General features: G+C 39.6%; 15 protein-coding genes. 13 read left to right on the top strand and 2 right to left on the bottom strand.

Annotated elements, in window-relative coordinates; genetic code table 11:
• Positions 1-4: 4 nt before the first annotated feature.
• Positions 5-1,450, bottom strand: a complete 1,446-nt coding sequence (locus EOD41_RS09805; RefSeq protein ID WP_127704637.1) for a TlpA family protein disulfide reductase — start codon at positions 1,448-1,450, stop codon at positions 5-7.
• A gap of 133 nt (positions 1,451-1,583) precedes the next feature.
• On the opposite strand from EOD41_RS09805, the gene EOD41_RS09800 reads away from it, so the two are divergent.
• A complete protein-coding gene (locus EOD41_RS09800) occupies positions 1,584-1,889 on the top strand; it encodes a hypothetical protein (RefSeq protein ID WP_127704636.1) in 306 nt (101 codons plus the stop codon).
• 63 nt (positions 1,890-1,952) lie between these two features.
• On the top strand, positions 1,953-2,567 hold the full coding sequence (locus tag EOD41_RS09795; RefSeq protein ID WP_240663319.1) for an alpha-ketoglutarate-dependent dioxygenase AlkB family protein: 615 nt from the start codon (positions 1,953-1,955) through the stop codon (positions 2,565-2,567).
• 12 nt (positions 2,568-2,579) lie between these two features.
• On the opposite strand, the gene EOD41_RS09790 is transcribed toward EOD41_RS09795, so the two are convergent.
• Positions 2,580-4,184: a serine hydrolase domain-containing protein gene (locus EOD41_RS09790; RefSeq protein WP_127704635.1), complete on the bottom strand. Its 1,605-nt coding sequence runs from the start codon at positions 4,182-4,184 to the stop codon at positions 2,580-2,582.
• Positions 4,185-4,328: 144 nt separating this feature from the next.
• Here EOD41_RS09790 and EOD41_RS09785 point away from each other — a divergent pair, with 144 nt between their 5' ends.
• The 11 genes from EOD41_RS09785 (at position 4,329) to EOD41_RS09735 (ending at position 12,916) form a co-directional block, all read left to right on the top strand.
• Positions 4,329-4,856 carry a hypothetical protein gene (locus EOD41_RS09785; protein WP_127704634.1) on the top strand — a complete coding sequence of 176 codons (528 nt, stop codon included), beginning with the start codon at positions 4,329-4,331 and terminating at the stop codon, positions 4,854-4,856.
• An 87-nt stretch (positions 4,857-4,943) separates the two neighbouring features.
• A complete protein-coding gene (locus tag EOD41_RS09780; RefSeq protein WP_127704633.1) occupies positions 4,944-6,317 on the top strand; it encodes a dicarboxylate/amino acid:cation symporter in 1,374 nt (457 codons plus the stop codon).
• Between the two features lie 175 nt (positions 6,318-6,492).
• Positions 6,493-6,939, top strand: a complete 447-nt coding sequence (locus tag EOD41_RS09775) for a hypothetical protein (RefSeq protein ID WP_240663317.1) — start codon at positions 6,493-6,495, stop codon at positions 6,937-6,939.
• A 49-nt stretch (positions 6,940-6,988) separates the two neighbouring features.
• The gene (gene rplU / locus EOD41_RS09770) at positions 6,989-7,297 is read left to right on the top strand and encodes a 50S ribosomal protein L21 (RefSeq protein WP_127704631.1); all 309 of its coding nucleotides are present in this window, start codon (positions 6,989-6,991) and stop codon (positions 7,295-7,297) included.
• 53 nt (positions 7,298-7,350) lie between these two features.
• On the top strand, positions 7,351-7,779 hold the full coding sequence (rpmA, locus tag EOD41_RS09765; RefSeq protein WP_127704630.1) for a 50S ribosomal protein L27: 429 nt from the start codon (positions 7,351-7,353) through the stop codon (positions 7,777-7,779).
• Positions 7,780-7,930: 151 nt separating this feature from the next.
• Positions 7,931-9,091, top strand: a complete 1,161-nt coding sequence (locus EOD41_RS09760) for a chromate transporter (RefSeq protein ID WP_127704629.1) — start codon at positions 7,931-7,933, stop codon at positions 9,089-9,091.
• Positions 9,092-9,246: 155 nt separating this feature from the next.
• Positions 9,247-9,882, top strand: a complete 636-nt coding sequence (locus EOD41_RS09755) for a peroxiredoxin (RefSeq protein WP_127704628.1) — start codon at positions 9,247-9,249, stop codon at positions 9,880-9,882.
• A gap of 112 nt (positions 9,883-9,994) precedes the next feature.
• Positions 9,995-10,192 (top strand): cold-shock protein, encoded by a 198-nt coding sequence (locus EOD41_RS09750; RefSeq protein WP_127704627.1) that lies wholly within the window; start codon positions 9,995-9,997, stop codon positions 10,190-10,192.
• A gap of 96 nt (positions 10,193-10,288) precedes the next feature.
• Positions 10,289-11,545, top strand: coding sequence for an MFS transporter (locus EOD41_RS09745; protein ID WP_127704626.1), 1,257 nt, complete (start codon positions 10,289-10,291; stop codon positions 11,543-11,545).
• Positions 11,546-11,594: 49 nt separating this feature from the next.
• The gene (gene hemF / locus EOD41_RS09740) at positions 11,595-12,509 is read left to right on the top strand and encodes an oxygen-dependent coproporphyrinogen oxidase (protein ID WP_127704625.1); all 915 of its coding nucleotides are present in this window, start codon (positions 11,595-11,597) and stop codon (positions 12,507-12,509) included.
• Positions 12,506-12,916 (top strand): hypothetical protein, encoded by a 411-nt coding sequence (locus EOD41_RS09735; protein WP_127704624.1) that lies wholly within the window; start codon positions 12,506-12,508, stop codon positions 12,914-12,916. The genes hemF and EOD41_RS09735 overlap by 4 nt, the downstream gene beginning before the upstream one ends.
• Positions 12,917-12,988: the final 72 nt, after the last annotated feature.

Here is a 12,988-nt window from a genome sequence, read left to right as displayed (position 1 = left end):
ATAGTTATTTTGACATTTCAGTTGTCAAAAGTTTTTCAATATCTGCACCGCCCGGGCCGGGTGCATTATTGCTAACAATATTGCCGTTTTTATCTATTACAATATACTTTGGTATAGGGCTGGCTACGTATGCTTGAGCCATGCGACCGCCGGCGTCATAAAGCTGCAGCCATTCAGGTTTATCGGTTTTAAGGGCTTTTTGCCATTCGCGTTCGCCATCATAAACAGCCAGACTCATAAATGCAATACGATCGTCGTTTTTATATTTGTTGTAAAGCGCCCGGTAATTAGGTATCTCAGCGCGGCATGGTGCACACCAGCTTGCCCACAAATCGATGTAAACAACTTTTCCTTTAAAGTCGGCAAGAGAATACGTTTTGCCATTACTTGCAGGCAATGAAAACGCAGGCGCCGGTTTACCTATCTGCATCTGCATAAGCTGTTGCTCTTTTTCTAAAATATGTTTATCAATCTGATCTTTTTGAGCCGCGTTGTGCATTGCGATATAACGCGGCATCATATCCTTTCGGGTATTGTTCAGTTCCTCAATAGTGTGCGACCTGCCAATCATGCCAACTATTGAGTTAAAAAGATACAGGTCCTTTACCTTTCCTGAATACAAAGCTTGAGTTTTATTCATGAAATAATCAGGCTGCTTAACCATGTTGGAGTCTTTCAAGCCATCAAGTTTTTTAGAGTAGGCAAAATAAATCGGCATTACCCAGCTTCTGTAGTCTTCAGATATAAGATATTCATCATTTGACACACTTTTTGCAAATGCAGCCGGAGTATTTTCGCTTACAACTTTTGCCATCTGCTCATAGGTGTATTTGTTCATTTCCAGGTGCTGAAGCAACATGTAAAAGTTCTTACTCTGGATATCAAGTGATATCATCCTTTTAAAAGTATTCCAGTATTTATCCTGTGTATCCGGCTTGCTGAAAACTACCTGATATACCGAATCTTCAAGCGCCTTTGATTTACGCGTATATAGCAGCAGCGAATCGAGCTTTAATTCATACCATGGTGTACGGTCGTTACGGGCAACCAGTATCGAATCTATTTTTTGCCGGTACTGGTTTGCAGCAGCACCCTTGCCTGTTATATGTCTTGTTTTTAGCAGCGTTAAATAATCCGTACCATCGCCGGTAATTGTCAGGCTATACCCAGGGGCAACATAAATACTATTAATTTGAAGCTGATTTTGCTGCAAGCTGGTGCGTTGTGGTTTTTTTATATTGAATGTTTTAAGATAAAACTCGCCGGAATTATTAAGCTTAATGGTATCAATGGTCATTTTGCCATTGTCGTCCTCAAAAAATATCTTGAGTTGCTTTTCGGTAGTGTTAGTTATTTTGCCTTGAATAATAAGGGGCTGTAGTGCATTTTTTTGTGCAGTAGCTGTTCCGGCAAACAACACCGATAACAAAGTGATTAAAGTTGTTTTCATAGGTTAGTGTGTCCTAATATCAGAAAAAATGTCAGAATATTTGCAAGCTGGTTATTTTATTCATTTTATCATTTACTTGTGTATGAATAACCTGTTTTTATTTTTGTGCACATATAATCCGTGTTTTTAAACTATGTTCTACTTACTTATTGCTGCAGCCGTTGTGCTGTTTCTGCTTCATGTAATGTTTTTACTGATGTCTTTCCGCGGCGGCGCGCTTGTTCAACCCCGTTATTTTTATTCGCATCTTACTTTGTGGCTAACCGGTGCTTGTGTGTTTTTTCTTGCCTTTTTATACAGCGGCAAGAGTGAATCAAGGTTTCTTGATTACTTTGATAGTCCCTCAAAACTTGCTGCTATCCTAATTTCCACAATGACGTTATCACTTGTAGCACATTTGATAGTACGTTATTTGGTGGTTCCTGCTCTTAGAAAATAAGGATAATCTTTCATTATTTAACAACAAAAATTGCTAATTAATTTAGCAAATCATTATCTTTGAATGATGATAGAACAACTGGCATTATTTGGAGAGGCAGGGCAGAGCAGGGGATTGCCGGAAGAATTTCTTGAATATAAACCGTGTTTTGTAGATCAGGAAACAAGCGATTATTTACTGGAATACTTCATACGGAATACGCCATGGAAGCAAACCAAACAAAAGCTTTGGGATAAAGAGTATCTTACACCAAGGTTAACGGCCTGGTATGGAGATTTAGGCACAGACTACTCTAATCCCGGGCTTGTATCAAACCCTTTGCCATGGACACCTGAGTTGCTAATGCTTAAAGCTTTGGTTGAACCGCCGGCAGGCGTTAAATTTAATAGTGTACTATTGAATTATTACCGTGATGGCAACGATTCGGTTGCCTGGCACAGCGATCGTGAAAGTGTACTTGGAAAAAATCCGGTAATTGCCTCGGTAAGTTTTGGGCAGGTGCGGAGCTTTGACATCAGGAATAAATCAAATCACAAAGAACATTATTCTGTACGGCTTGAGCATGGATCATATTTGTTGATGAAAGCAGGCTTACAGGAGCACTGGGATCACCGTATCGCTAAATCAACTAAACCAATGAAAGCACGTGTTAACTTAACATTTCGTGTAGTGATATGATTTAGAACTGATTTACTTTCCAAACACTGCCGGAAGGATGAAGTTTTCAATCATCGTATCTGCTTGTTTGTGGGCGTAACCAGTGCCATAGGCAGTCGCTGTGATTACCACAACAAGGTCATTAAATACAAATATTTTATTGCCGCCATTCCCCGAACAATAGTAAGCCTCATAATCTTTATTATTTGCACGGTAAGTTTTGTTCCAGAAGAGGTATCCATAATATTCGCTCTTTCTGCCGGTAATAGGTAATTGATGGGAAAGGCTTTCACTAACCCAACCTTCAGGTAGTATCTGTGTACCGTTCCAGCTGCCTTTATTAGCATAAAGCTGACCAAACTTGGCAAAGTCAAGCGCGTTCATACGGATACCGCCCGCAGTGCTGGGCACATGCTGTGGCGTGTACACCCATTGGTATTTGGTAATGTTCAAAGGCTTGAAAAGTTTTTTATCGGCATACTTATCTAATCCATCAGGAACAACCTTGTCGAGCGTGCTGCCCAACAGCATTACACCGGAGGTAAAATAATGCCACTGACCTTTGTAGTTGATTGTATCCATCGGCAAATCAAGCGTAAACTTTGCCCAGTCATCAGTTGGGTACATGTTTTCTTCATTACCCGGTGAAGTTGCGTCATCATCATCACCATTAAAGCGCGAGCTCATGGTAAGCAGTTCTTTTAACGTTACTTTGTTTTTGGCTGCCGAATAATTGTTGTATGCTTTAAGGTCATAAAATTCACCAAGTGTTTGCATAACAGATTTGACATAGCCATCGCGTAAGGCGACACCTGTTAATGCAGATGCAAATGTTTTTCCTACCGAACGTACATCGTGCAGGCTATCGCGTGTTGCGCCGTTGAAGTATTCTTCAAATAATATCTTGCCGTTTTTAAGCGCCACTACACTCGTTATATGCCTGAAAACATTCGCTTCTATATAAGCGCGTAGTTTCTTAATTGTATCGATATTAAACTTTTCCTTAGATACTGCCAGATCGTTATAAGGTTTAACCGGAGATAGCTTTGTGTTGGCAAGATTTATTTCAGGTTTGCGCTTTACCAGCAATTCCAGTGTGCCTTCTGCTATGATGTTTCCGGTGATCAGTTTTGGCGTTTTAACATACGGCCGAAATTCAATCCTAAGCGTGTGCGGTCCATCGGTAAGTGCACTATCACCGCCATTGTAAATAAAGCGGTTCCAGGCCGACTGGCTCCACCAGGCGCCTTCATGCTGATTATCAATAAGCGGTTTTGTCCATACTGTATCTTTTTGCTGCTGAATAGGGCGGGGCGCTCCGGGGATTAATTCGGTATGGTAAATCAGCTTATCATCAACAAAAAAGTTAAACTGATAATTGCCCACCTTTGAAAGTGAATCCTTATCGAGATGTGGCGCCAATTCACTTAAATACGCTGTTAGCGGTTTAGCTAAGGATACTTTGATAAAAAGGTTACTTTTATTAGTGAGATCCATTTTGTGCAAGCCCGCTACCGGTTTTTCGGTCAGTTTAACCTCATCAGTATAAAATAAAATACTACCTGTTTTATTTTGAGCCTGCACAATAGTAAATGCCAAAATCAACACAAGTAATAAGGTGAGTTTTCGATATGTCATTTCATTTATAAGATGTTGATTTTACTACAGTTGTTACAACTTTATAATGAGTTTAATATATAGGGATTATTTAACAAAAACTTAATATATTTATATGTAGCGTAATTTCCGGTTAAATCGTAACTGATAAATAAAACATTAACCATGACCAAACTTAACTACCCCTTACTGTTGGTATTATCAGCAGCACTTTTTATTTCAGCATGTAAAAAGGATAAAAAGAAAGAGCCGGCAATTGATGAAAAAAATCTGACTACATGTCCTGCCGGTGCAAATTGCGAATACTTGTTTACAGAATATGCCGATGTAAGCAATAATGGAGCATTAAAAGCAGGCGGCTATCGTTTGTTTTGGAATACAGCGGAAAGACCCGGTATAAAAAACCAGATATTTATAAAGGCACCGGTAAATAAACAATCATTTGAATTATCGGCAAATGATATTCAGCAAGGCAAAGTGCTCACTATAACATCATGTTCTGTTTGCAATACAATTCCGTTTAAACCGGTTGGTGGCTGGGTAAAAGGTAAAAACACTACACCAAATGTTGCGGCCGACAAAGCAAAATGGCTTGTGGAAGCAACAATTTACCAGGAGGCTGAAAATGATGCGTCAATAAAAGATACCATTACTTTGAAACAGTACTTTAATGCAAACTTTGTGATCAATTAAAGATTTGCAAATAATTATAACCCGCCATATCTACATGGTGGGTTTTTTATTGCCTATATTTTTACCTTTGCTGTTTAACTGACTTATATGCAGAGAAGCAAACTTACGCTCTACATTTTTATAGCCTTGTTATTGGGTGTAATTACCGGATATCTTTACAATACGTTTGTGATAAACGATATTAATATCAAGATCACTTCTGCAGATGCAACAATCAAAACCATTGACGCCCGTATTGCTGCCGCTACAGATACCACAACTGCAGAATTCAAGCAATTAAAAGTACATCGTACCGAACAGGTTAGTATCCGCAAAGAAAATGATACGCTTCGGGATGATAAGCTGGTCGGCTTTAATGTGCTAAGTGATATCTTCCTGAGACTGATAAAGATGATTGTGGCGCCGCTGGTATTTACTACACTGGTGGTAGGAGTGGCCAAGGTAGGGGATATTAAGTCGGTTGGACGAATAGGCGGTAAAACACTGTTGTGGTTTTTAAGCGCAACATTAGTATCACTGCTTTTGGGTATGCTGCTGGTAAACTTTTTTGAGCCTGGTAAGGCTATGCATTTACCACTGCCCGATAGCCACATCAGTACAGGCGTACAAAAAACAGCGCTTTCTTTACGCGACTTTATTGGCCACGTTTTCCCGAAAAGCTTTGTTGAAGCCATGGCCAACAATGAGATACTGCAGATAGTGGTATTCTCCTTGTTTTTTGGTGTAGGCACAGCCGCCATAGGCGAAAAGGGCGAAGTTGTTATAAAAGCAATGGACGCCATTGCCCATGTAATATTAAAAATAACCGGCTACGTAATGAAGCTGGCGCCACTGGCTGTATTTGGAGCAATAACCGCAGTTATTGCCAAACAGGGTTTGGGTATTCTGTCAACTTATGCCATATTCATCAGTGAGTTTTATTTTTCTCTGATATTGTTGTGGCTGGTTATCATTTTAGCTGGATGGGCTGTGCTTAAAAACAGGGTTTTCACTCTTGTTGGAAGAATAAAAGATGCCATGCTTGTAGCCTTTAGTACATCAACAAGCGAGGCTGCTTACCCGCGTGTACTGATGGAATTGGAGCGTTTTGGCTGTAATAATAAAATTGTAAGCTTTGTGCTGCCATTAGGTTATTCATTTAACCTGGATGGCTCGATGATGTATATGACGTTTGCCTCTTTGTTCCTGGCACAATCATATAACATTCCGCTTTCGTTTCAGCAGCAGTTGACTATGCTGCTGGTGCTTATGCTTACCAGTAAGGGAATAGCCGGTGTGCCGCGTGCGTCGCTGGTGGTTATAGCCGGTACTGTTTCCATGTTTAATATCCCCGAAGCTGGTTTGGCGTTGCTGATAGGTATTGATCCGCTGCTGGATATGGGCCGCTCGGCTACTAACGTTTTAGGCAATGCCATGGCTACCGCGGTAGTGAGTAAGTGGGAGGGGGAGATAGAAAATTAACCCGGTGTTCCATCATAAAAATGTAAGTAAAGCGTTCAGCGCCGGATTTGAACTTCAATTTTCATAACTTCGCCCGAATTGTGAAATCATAACTATGAGTCTCCGTAACAAAAAGATATTCTTTATTTTAAGCATCGTTGTACCCTTTATTATTTACTGTACATATTATTACGGTATGATGGTAAAGAACGCGCCGTACAAGTTTACTGAGTTTAAGTCGATAGAATTTGAATATGGTACCGGCGACAGTCTGCTCAACAAATTTAATTCAGCCACAAAGCAATACCAGTATGTAAACAGCCGTGATTCAGTTATTAAAACACAACTATATATTTCGCGTGACGAATTATTGTATTTGCATCGTAAGGCCGCTGAACTTGGCTTTTGGGACTTTCCTGCAAATGAAATAAATAATAAAGACGGCAAGGCAACGCCGGGTATTACCCGATATAAAATACAGTTTAATTACTTGCGTAAAACCAAAACTGTATTATTTGATGAAAACTTTGCAGGTGACCCGAAACTGGTTGACGCTAACAACCGCCTGATAAAAGAAATAGAGCGTGTATTAAATGATGCAGAGGTAAGAACTAAAAAACAACAAGAGTTGCTAAATAAATAATTAACACCTATATTTGCACCTCAAAAAATTAAAAACTAACAAAATAACAATGTACGCAATAGTAAGTATAGCAGGACAGCAATTTAAAGTTGCAAAAGACCAGCAGATCTTTGTACACCGCTTACAGGGAGATGAAGGCGCTAGTATTGAATTTGACAACGTATTGTTAGCAGAGAACGAAGGTAACTTCAAATTAGGTACTGATTTGAAAGGCGCAAAAGTTTCAGCTAAAATCGTGTCTCATGTAAAAGGTGATAAAGTAATCGTTTTCAAAAAGAAAAGAAGAAAAGGTTACAAAAAGAAAAATGGTCACCGCCAACAATTCACTAAAATAGAGATCACAGGCATTACCCTGTAAGTTTAAGGTTTAACAAAAAAGAAGTTTTATCTTCTATTTAAAAGATATAAGAAATGGCACACAAAAAAGGGGCCGGTAGCTCGAAAAACGGTCGCGAATCACACAGCAAGCGTTTAGGTATTAAAATTTTTGGTGGTCAGCCAGCTATTGCCGGTAACATCATCGTTCGTCAGCGTGGTACACAGCACAACCCTGGCCAAAACGTTGGTTTGGGTAAAGATCACACTTTGTTCGCTTTAACTGATGGTACTGTAGTTTTCAAAAAGAAAGCCGATAACCGCTCGTATGTTTCGGTATTGCCTTTTGAGGCTGCTCCGGTAGCTGAAGATGCAGCACCTGCTCCAAAAGCAAAAGCAGCAACTAAAGCTGTTGAAACTGCAGCGCCTGTAGCCGAAGAGGCTCCTGCTGCTGAGGAAGCTCCAAAAGCACCTAAAGCTAAAAAAGCTGAAACTGAAGTTACTGAAGAAGTAACTGCTGAGTAATCAGTAATTTAATATAACAAAAAAGCCACGCTGATACAGCGTGGCTTTTTTGTTATAATTTAAATATATAAAAAGTAAAAGTTGTACAATTAGTTAAATTGATACAATTAAAGCTAATATTCCATGCGTATTGTTGCATTTTAATTCTTTTATGCAACCACGATATTCATTAACGCATATTACATTATATTTTTTAAAACTGGGAACCTGGGGCTTTGGCGGACCTGTTGCACTTGTGAATTACATGCACCGCGATTTGGTTGAAAATAAAGCCTGGATAACAGACGAAGAATACAAAGAAGGCTTGGCGCTTGCACAGTTAGCACCAGGGCCTTTAGCCGCACAGTTAGGCATCTACATCGGGTACATTCATTATGGTTTAATAGGAGCTACACTTACAGGACTGGCTTTTATCTTACCTTCTTTTGTAATGGTAATATTATTAGGAATGGCTTACCAACAATATGGCGGTTTACCCTGGATGCAGGCTATATTTTACGGTGTAGGGGCTTCTGTGGTTGGTATTATTACAATTAGTGCCTACAAACTAACTATCAAAAGCATCAGTAAGTTTGAATTTCCTGCTATGCGGTCAAAGTGGCTGTTATGGACGTTTTATATATTATCAATAGTAGTTACTGTTGTAACCCAGCGCGAAGAGATATGGTTATTTATAAGTTGCGGTGTAATATACATGCTGCTTAAAGCACCGCCCGCCTGGTTAAAAAAGCCGGCATCGGCGCCAGTTGTGTTATTAATTAGCACAGGGTTTTGGAAATATGATACGAACGTATTACCCAAAATAGCCGTATTTTTTGCTAAAGCAGGAGCATTTGTATTTGGGAGCGGGTTGGCTATAGTGCCATTTTTACATAGTGGTGTGGTGAAGGAGTATGGTTGGCTTACTGAAAATCAATTTATTGATGCTGTGGCAGTAGCTATGATAACGCCTGGACCAGTGGTTATAACAGTTGCTTTTATTGGATATCTAATAGCCGGATTTCCGGGTGCGTGCGTTGCTGCATTAGCAACTTTTTTACCATGTTACATTTTTACAGTTGCACTTGCGCCATCATTTAAAAAAATTGCTAAAAATAACACTGTTAAAGCTTTTGTGGAAGGTATTACTGCATCAGTAATAGGTGCGTTGGTAGGTGCCGTAATAGTAATAGGAGTAAATTCAATTAAAGATATTCCTGCTGCATTAATAGCTATCGCTACAGCATTGATACTTATATATTCAAAAAAAGTACAAGAACCATACTTAATTGGTTTTGCAGCTTTAATCGGTTTGATCATAAAATTCATATAGATAAATCACTGATGTTACAATATTGTGTATTGTCACATAATCATCACTATTTAAATCTCTACTAAAATTATCGTCTTTTTAATATTGATTTTTCGTTCAATGGTTTTACCTTAGCCTTAACAACTTAGTATAAACACATTTAAAACAATACTGCCATGAGTTTACGATTAGGCGATAAAGCGCCAAACTTCAAAGCCCAAACATCAGAAGGGGAAATAGATTTTTACGAATTTTTAGGCGATAGCTGGGGCGTACTATTCTCGCACCCTGCAGATTACACTCCTGTTTGCACTACCGAACTTGGTCGTACAGCGTCACTTAAGGATGAGTTTGAAAAACGCAACGTGAAGGTTGTTGCCCTAAGCGTTGACAATGTTGAATCACATAAAGGGTGGATAAACGACATTAACGAAACTCAAAATGTTGAAGTGAACTTCCCGATAATTGCTGATGAAAACCGTGAAATAGCCGAAGCTTATGACATGATACACCCAAATGCATCGCTTACCGCAACAGTACGCTCACTATTTATCATAGCGCCTGATAAAACCATTAAACTGATCATTACTTATCCTGCTTCAACCGGCCGTAATTTCCAGGAAATACTGCGGGTTATTGATTCGCTGCAATTAACCGCTAATTACAGCGTGGCTACACCAGCCGACTGGAAAGAAGGAGAGGATGTAGTAGTAGTGCCTGCCATTAAAACAGAAGACATTCCGGCGAAGTTTCCGAAAGGATATACCGAAGTAAAACCATACTTACGCCTTACCCCGCAGCCAAATAAATAAATTTTGTTTGGAATATTATTTTTTTATATTTGAGATATGTTCCGGCCTGATTATCAATTGTTTTATAATTCAGTTTGGCATTAATTAATTTACACACTATATACCCAATTATATGAAGACTGGAAAAGTAAAATGGTTTAACACACAAAAAGGATACGGTTTTATTATAACAGAAGACGGTAAAGACCTTTTTGTACACTTTAAAGATGTTCAGGGCGGCGTTAACGCTATAAAAGATAATGACACTGTAGAATACGACATTGAGGATGGAAAAAAAGGCCCTCAGGCCGTTAAAGTGAAAAAAGTATAATACGCTTTAAGGTGTAGTAAACCCCTGTAAATTATTACAGGGGTTTTTTTATGGAAAAATTATATGTTTACAACCTGAATATCCTGATTATAAACTATGAGTGAAATATCTGCGACGAAACAATCGCGTAATGTGGTGATGCTGGTGTTGGTAGCCTCTCTTGGCTATTTTGTTGATCTGTATGATCTGATTATTTTTTCTATAGTACGTATTAAAAGCCTGCAGGATATAGGTGTCCCGGAAGCCGGAATTCGTGAAGCAGGTGTGTATATTATAAACATGCAAATGGCCGGCCTGCTGCTGGGCGGTATATTATGGGGTATTATTGGCGATAAATATGGACGCATAAAAGTATTATTCGGCTCGATACTAATGTATTCACTTGCCAATATTGCTAATGCGTATGTACATGACGTAAACACTTATGCTATTATACGCTTTATTGCCGGTATTGGCCTGGCAGGGGAATTAGGCGCAGGTATAACGCTTGTAACAGAAACGCTCAGTCAGAAAAACCGGGGCTACGGTACTACCATTGTTGCTGTAATAGGCTTGTTCGGTGCCGTAGTAGCTGCGTTGGTGGGTAAAGAAAACTGGCAGCATGCATATCTTACAGGCGGAGGTATGGGTTTTGTGTTGTTACTTTTACGGGTTGGTACCTTTGAATCAGGGATGTATAAAAACATTGAGGAAAGCAAAGTTGCAAAGGGCAACTTTTTTATGTTGTTTACTAACTGGAACCGCTTTGTTAAATATCTGTGCTGCATTTTAATTGGCGCGCCTTTATGGTATGTAGTTGGCATACTGGTAACGCAGGCGCCGGAGTTTGGTAAAGAACTTGGCGCAACTGAACTTTTAAGCGCCGGTACAGGTGTAATGTACACTTACATTGGTATTTCAATAGGGGATATTTTAGCAGGAGTATTATCGCAACTCACTAAATCAAGAAAGCTTACTATGCTGGTTTTTCAGTTGTTATCTATTGTAAGCGTAATAGCTTACTTAAGTTCAAAAGGTATCACGCCTGAAAGATTTGTATGGCTAAGCTTTTTTATGGGACTTTCTGTTGGCTATTGGGCCACATTTGTTACTATTGGTGCCGAGCAGTTCGGAACTAACATCAGATCAACTGTGGCTACAACGGTACCTAACTTTGTTAGGGGGGCGCTTATACCGATAAATTTCGCGTTCGACGCTTTTGTGAAAAGATATGGCATGGTTACCAGTGGGTATATTATGATGTTTATCCTCACAGCTATTTCATTGCTTGCATTAAGCCGTTTAAAAGAAAGCTTCAGCAAAGATCTTAATTATGTTGAAGATGAGGATGCACAGATGCAACCTCAAGTTTAATATCTCTTAATTCGCGCTAATTGCTTAATTTTTGTGAAATTAGCACGCAATGATCTCAAAAGAACAAGTAGCGGCCGACTACCGTGAAATACAGAATGAAATTTGCCTGGCCCTTGAAGTGATTGATGGCAAAAGCAAATTTGAAGAAGAGTTATGGGAACGTGAAGGCGGTGGCGGTGGTATTACCCGTATTATTCGTGACGGGAATATTTTAGAGAAGGGTGGGGTTAATTTTTCTGCTGTTCATGGCGTTTTACCTGATAGCGTAAAAAAAGCTTTAAAGGTTGAGCAGGATGAGTTTTTTGCGACAGGTGTTTCTATTGTAATACATCCAAACCACCCGTGGGTGCCCATCATTCACATGAACATAAGGTATTTTGAAATGCCTGCAAGCGATCTTGATCATCAGCCTTTACGTTGGTTTGGCGGCGGTATCGACCTTACCCCACATTATGTGATTGATGAAGACGCCCAATTTTTCCATTCTACATTAAAAGCCGTTTGCAATACATATAACGCTGATTTTTACCCTCGCTTTAAACTTTGGGCCGACGATTATTTCTATATAAAACACCGGCAGGAAACACGCGGCATTGGCGGCATATTTTATGACAGACTTACGGCAACGGGAGACATAAGCTGGGAAACAGTATTTGAGTTCTCTAAAGCGATAGGACGTACATTTGCGCCGGTTTATACCGAGTTGGTGAATCGCAACCGTGATAAGGCCTTCGGTGATGAAGAACAACAATGGCAATACCAGCGGCGCAGTCGTTATACCGAGTTTAACCTGGTGTATGATGCGGGTACTAAATTCGGTTTGGAAACCAATGGACGTATCGAATCGATATTAATGAGTTTGCCACCAACGGCTAAATGGCTGTATAATTTTAAGCCTGAACCGGGCAGTGAAGAAGAGCGCACACTATCGTTATTAAAAAAAGGAATCAACTGGGCGGTATGAGAAAGTTATCAGTTTATAGTTTGCAGTTGACAGTGATTGCTGTTGTGATTGCGTTTTGCTCTTTTAAAAACGATACTTTAAAAGGCGTTTGGCAATATTGCGGAGGAATTTACAACGGAAAAAAGGCAGAAGCCTCCACTACTTATACACTTCAACGCAAATATAAAAAAGACAGCTACGAGGCATTTATGCTTGAGCCGGATGAAAAGCCGTTTAAGTATGAAGCCGGTAACTATCGCTTAAGTGCAGATACTTGTTTTGAAACACAAACATTTTCGGCACAGGGGTCAAAAACCAAAGACATAACCATAGCTTATACCTATAGTATTGTTAATGACACGCTTACTTTCAGCGGCGTTTTACCAAACGGCACAACGGTACAGGAATACTGGAAAAAAGTAAACTAATTGTTTGAAAAATCACCTGCTAACGGGTTTTTTCACAACGCTGTTTTTACTAACATCTGTACCAAAAACCAT

Origin of the sequence: Mucilaginibacter limnophilus (assembly GCF_004005815.1) — a bacterium.
In the GTDB taxonomy this organism is placed as follows: domain Bacteria; phylum Bacteroidota; class Bacteroidia; order Sphingobacteriales; family Sphingobacteriaceae; genus Mucilaginibacter; species Mucilaginibacter limnophilus.
The sequence above is the reverse complement of the archived record's forward strand: the minus strand, read 5'-3'. Positions and strand labels throughout refer to the sequence as shown.

What these genes read in the sequence shown, in the direction of transcription:
- EOD41_RS09805 (WP_127704637.1), bottom strand. Translation starts at nt 1,450, where the DNA reads ATGAAAACAACTTTAATCACTTTGTTATCGGTGTTGTTTGCCGGAACA.
- EOD41_RS09800 (WP_127704636.1), top strand. Translation starts at nt 1,584, where the DNA reads ATGTTCTACTTACTTATTGCTGCAGCCGTTGTGCTGTTTCTGCTTCAT.
- EOD41_RS09795 (WP_240663319.1), top strand. Translation starts at nt 1,953, where the DNA reads ATGATGATAGAACAACTGGCATTATTTGGAGAGGCAGGGCAGAGCAGG.
- EOD41_RS09790 (WP_127704635.1), bottom strand. Translation starts at nt 4,184, where the DNA reads ATGACATATCGAAAACTCACCTTATTACTTGTGTTGATTTTGGCATTT.
- EOD41_RS09785 (WP_127704634.1), top strand. Translation starts at nt 4,329, where the DNA reads ATGACCAAACTTAACTACCCCTTACTGTTGGTATTATCAGCAGCACTT.
- EOD41_RS09780 (WP_127704633.1), top strand. Translation starts at nt 4,944, where the DNA reads ATGCAGAGAAGCAAACTTACGCTCTACATTTTTATAGCCTTGTTATTG.
- EOD41_RS09775 (WP_240663317.1), top strand. Translation starts at nt 6,493, where the DNA reads ATGATGGTAAAGAACGCGCCGTACAAGTTTACTGAGTTTAAGTCGATA.
- rplU (WP_127704631.1), top strand. Translation starts at nt 6,989, where the DNA reads ATGTACGCAATAGTAAGTATAGCAGGACAGCAATTTAAAGTTGCAAAA.
- rpmA (WP_127704630.1), top strand. Translation starts at nt 7,351, where the DNA reads ATGGCACACAAAAAAGGGGCCGGTAGCTCGAAAAACGGTCGCGAATCA.
- EOD41_RS09760 (WP_127704629.1), top strand. Translation starts at nt 7,931, where the DNA reads ATGCAACCACGATATTCATTAACGCATATTACATTATATTTTTTAAAA.
- EOD41_RS09755 (WP_127704628.1), top strand. Translation starts at nt 9,247, where the DNA reads ATGAGTTTACGATTAGGCGATAAAGCGCCAAACTTCAAAGCCCAAACA.
- EOD41_RS09750 (WP_127704627.1), top strand. Translation starts at nt 9,995, where the DNA reads ATGAAGACTGGAAAAGTAAAATGGTTTAACACACAAAAAGGATACGGT.
- EOD41_RS09745 (WP_127704626.1), top strand. Translation starts at nt 10,289, where the DNA reads ATGAGTGAAATATCTGCGACGAAACAATCGCGTAATGTGGTGATGCTG.
- hemF (WP_127704625.1), top strand. Translation starts at nt 11,595, where the DNA reads ATGATCTCAAAAGAACAAGTAGCGGCCGACTACCGTGAAATACAGAAT.
- EOD41_RS09735 (WP_127704624.1), top strand. Translation starts at nt 12,506, where the DNA reads ATGAGAAAGTTATCAGTTTATAGTTTGCAGTTGACAGTGATTGCTGTT.